This window comes from Nostoc sp. XA010, from assembly GCF_020829625.1.
Classification (GTDB): domain Bacteria; phylum Cyanobacteriota; class Cyanobacteriia; order Cyanobacteriales; family Nostocaceae; genus Nostoc.
The window spans coordinates 1-4,029 of the sequence record NZ_JAIVFX010000114.1 but is presented as its reverse complement, the minus strand read 5'-3'; the positions used below and the strand labels follow the sequence as shown (position 1 = coordinate 4,029).

At 41.6% G+C, this 4,029-nt stretch carries 5 protein-coding genes; all 5 read right to left on the bottom strand.

The annotated features are described in order from the left end of the window. Window positions 1-76: 76 nt before the first annotated feature. Window positions 77-1,570: a transposase gene (locus LC608_RS36350; RefSeq protein ID WP_229558138.1), complete on the bottom strand. Its 1,494-nt coding sequence runs from the start codon at window positions 1,568-1,570 to the stop codon at window positions 77-79. An 86-nt stretch (window positions 1,571-1,656) separates the two neighbouring features. Beyond that, a complete protein-coding gene (locus tag LC608_RS36345) occupies window positions 1,657-1,968 on the bottom strand; it encodes a hypothetical protein (protein WP_229558137.1) in 312 nt (103 codons plus the stop codon). Then, window positions 1,965-2,183 carry a hypothetical protein gene (locus LC608_RS36340; protein WP_229558136.1) on the bottom strand — a complete coding sequence of 73 codons (219 nt, stop codon included), beginning with the start codon at window positions 2,181-2,183 and terminating at the stop codon, window positions 1,965-1,967. The genes LC608_RS36345 and LC608_RS36340 overlap by 4 nt, the downstream gene beginning before the upstream one ends. Window positions 2,184-2,685: 502 nt before the next feature. Next, window positions 2,686-3,426 (bottom strand): hypothetical protein, encoded by a 741-nt coding sequence (locus LC608_RS36335; RefSeq protein ID WP_229558135.1) that lies wholly within the window; start codon window positions 3,424-3,426, stop codon window positions 2,686-2,688. A 50-nt stretch (window positions 3,427-3,476) separates the two neighbouring features. Then, on the bottom strand, window positions 3,477-3,803 hold the full coding sequence (locus LC608_RS36330; RefSeq protein ID WP_229558134.1) for a hypothetical protein: 327 nt from the start codon (window positions 3,801-3,803) through the stop codon (window positions 3,477-3,479). Window positions 3,804-4,029 lie beyond the last annotated feature (226 nt).

The following is a 4,029-nucleotide window of genomic DNA, read 5'->3' as shown; positions in this document are numbered from 1 at the left end:
CCCGAAGCCATACCCGTTTATTTACTTTTATCAAATAGAGTGAACTCTCTTAGACTAATTCCCCTAGTTTCTTCACTCATTGACATCTATTGGCTTTTAGTCTGCGATCGCCCCGTGATCGATTACACTGAATATTCAATGACTCATAGGCATGGTTCCTGGACTCCCCACCCATCGGCAGCGATATCTTCACAGGCATAACTTTCCGAAAGTCCCCCGGTAGAGTCTTTTTAATGTTTTTGAGGAAGACTAATCCCACACGTTTTGCAATTGTTCGAGAAGCTTTTGTGTCAGCGTGTTGTGTGTATCCGCAGTTAGTACAGAGAAATTTTTCTCCACTGCGATTACTCTTGTCAGTATGTCTGCACTGTGGACATTCCTGACTGCTATGCTTGGGATTAACTAGGATAACTCGTTTACCAGATTTAGCAGCTAACCAAGCAATTTTTGCGAATAAATCACCCCAAGCACAATCAAGGATAGCCTTGTTTAAACCACTCTTGCGACTAGCACCATTTCTCTTATATCCACCTTTGCCATCACGTTTCGGTTTGGCACGCTTAACCATGTTCTTGATGTTCAGGTCTTCACGCCCAACAGCATCAGCAGTTTTGACAATCTTACTGGCTGCTTGCCAATTGTAGCTCTCTCGATGTTGTGCTAGTTTATGTTGCGTTTTGGCAATTCTAGCGTATGCCTTGTTTTTGTTTTGAGAACCCTGACGCTTGCGGCTTATGGCACGTTGACGCATAGTTAAACGTCTAGATGTTTTGATGTTAGTTGTAACTCTAATATTTTCGACAAAACTACCATCTGACAAAGCTACAAGCTTATTCACACCAACATCAATCCCGACTACTGATTTGATTTGAGATATTGACTTTTCTTTTGGTAGTTCTTGGGGTATTTGAACTAACATCGATAAGAACCAGTAACCACCTGCTCTTTTAACAGTACAAGTCCTCACGGATTGAATACTGGTTAAATCCCGACTATTGTGCATTTTGATATTGCCAATTCCTGGAAGATAGACAGTGGCATAATTATCTTTAATTGTCTTGAGTTTAACCTGTCCTGGTGAGTAATTGAAACTATTTAAAGTTCGTAAATAATGTGGGAATCCTTTACCATGCCGCCAAAAATTTGTAAATGCAGTGTCTAATTTTAGGATGTTACCCTGCAAAACAACAGTACTAATCTCACTAAAATGTTTGAGTTTATGTCTTAATCTCGTTGTTACTTTTATCTGGATATTAGAAGCGCTATCCCACTTGATAACAGATGACGATGTTTTCAGGGCAATATTTAGATCAGTTGGAATAACACCATGTTTTAGCACAGGACAAGTTAGTGGACAATACCCACCATATTCGACTCTGGTTTTCAGATCGCAGTAACTACCCCAAGCATAATTAACTGGTTCATCAGCATTCTGATTATTAGTATTGTATCCAATCTGTCGTTCTCTAAGTGCATAGTTTCTATGCTTTCTGAGAGTGATTAACCACTGCGACATTTTTGCTTGTTGAAGCTGACAGGGCTTTAACTTAAAGTTCCATCGGACTAGCATTTTTATCACCTCGCTTTCGGCGTAAAAGTGTAGAAATTGATTTTTTCATGTTCTTGAAACTATGACTGTGACAAAACCCGTGTTTGTTATAGCTGCTTGTACTCATCCCAATTCCTAGGATTATGACTTGATGACATTGATTCTTCAAATTCCCAGTTCTGAGAATTAGTATCGAAAAACTCAATGGCTGCATCAAAACCACATTGTAAAAATCTGGTGTATGATTCTTCCGAGCAAAGAATCGATTCGACAATTGCAGTCAAGAGTTTGAGGTTGGTTTCAGTAGCAGCACCATCTTTGTGAAGCCAATCAATTGCTTCTATTAACTGTTGTTTAGCAGAAGCCGCAGTAGATTGAGGTAACGCTGCGATAGGAATAAAGCCTGTCAATTGTTTCATAAATCCTCCATAACACCCTCATCAGTTGTCACCTTCTTTTGAGATTTGGCTTTACTGATTTGGAATTCGTTCGCTTTAATCACAGGCATTGCAGCCTCTTTGACTGCTGCTTTCGCCTGATGATAGAGAAATTGAACTACACCGTCGGCATCTTCTTCATCCTCGACTTGCGCCCAAAGCGAACAGCCCAATTCGATTGATTCGTAGTTGCCCAAGTTAAATTTTCTGGAATAACTAACTGAGACCAATACCTTTGCCAAAATAAGAGCCTACTAAAATTTTGGCAAAAAGACTAATACAAGGTCTTTAGTTTACAAGGTAGCTTGGAGACTCAAACCCTTTCCCCTACAAGTGATCCGAAAAAAAAGCTTGCGGGAAACCTTGAAGTAATTTTTAGGACTTATTGTTTTTGCCGAACCCAACAGACAAGGGAGTTAATATATGAACTTACCCTCGTAAATTGGCGAAGGTATTGGAGATAGTACCGATTTTCATTGACTTGTTTGAACCGCTAATTTATGTAGTGGCGACTCAAAGGTGAATCGCCCTTTTCGTGTTTAATTACCGCTTGTTACCTTGCGGCATTGCTGTCTGATTCTGTCCTTGCAGAGATACAGGGCGAACGCACGGTATTTCTGAAACCCTTACTGGGTAAGGATATTGACGAAAAAATAGGCTAAATTTAAAAACGCCGAAACCCTTGCTATTAAAGGATTCTTATACTTTAGATGCGTTTGCCCTGTGCAGAGATAGCCGTGCCTCAGTCTCCGAAACTGGGGCTAATGCTGATGCAGTGACAGCATTACTAGCCCAGCGCTCGTAAGTATCATTCGTTACCCAGTGAACTGTTGCCCCAGATTCCGCACCACTACGAATCATTTCGGCGGCTTCGAGCGCATCCTTCTCAAAATCAGATTGGGGATTGCGATAGCTCCACTGAATGAACCAGTACGTTCCCAGCGTCCCTTCCACTTTCTGAAACTCGGCGCAGAAAATGTAATTTTTCAGTACGCTAGCGATCGCTTGATAACAGAATTCTTTGGGATCTCCCGGCATCCCTTCCTCGCACCACTGCTGGAAGGCACGATGGGCGAAGTGGTTGTACAATCCAGCAAAATTGTCTTTACTACGGCGGTGGATCAGAAAACTAAGCAGCATCGAAGCTGGTCCCTTGAATTGTTCTTTGAGTCCTCCAGCCACCGGAATCACCCACAACTCGGTAAATGGTTCATTGGTGAAGTTTTCGTTGATGGTCAATGGACGGTCAGGGCGAGAGATTGCGATCGCAAAGTCAGCCTTGTTACCTTTGAGATATCCTCCTGCTTGTGCTTCTAAAATTGTCAGTTTTGGGGGACAATCGAGAAGAAATTGACCGTATTCTTTGGCGCAATTGGCTTGTAGTTTCGGTTGGCTGGGTGGAATGAGAAAGACGCTGTTGTTGATTTTGATGGTTTCCATAATTGCGTTGTTGTTGTTAAAAATTGTGTTGATAATGGATAGTGTTCGACTTAGCTATTTATGACAGTGCCAGGAATTGCTTCTAACTCATAAGTGAGTAGTTCAGCTTGGTGTAAATGTTTTGCTATCTCTGCTTCTAGAAGTGTTTTCAATTCCTGTGGTGTCAGTAGTTCAAGCTCGTTCTCTAAGCGATTTTCTTCGGATTCAGAATTGATGTCAGGCATGACTACATAATGCCAGCCTTCATCGGATTCACGAGCTAAAAAGCTGTCGCTTGGATAATACTTGATGCCGATAATTATTCCTTGTTGTGTACGTTGACCCAATGTAAAATGCGGGTATTTCCAGCCTTGTGGAATGGTGATTGTTGGTTGCATTATTCTGCCTCCTGATTGAACTTGATCTCGACAATTTCTTCTACACAACCCATTGCCTCAGCCAAATAGTGCAGAACATCGCCCAAGTGAGTCGCTGCCCTTACGGGGGGACAAAAAGGGCTAGGATGCAGATAAAATAAGCCTCATAGCCCTTTCTCCTTGTTGATAATGCCTCCGCTTATTAGGATTTAATATCATTAACTCAGCCACCAATTCATAAGAATTT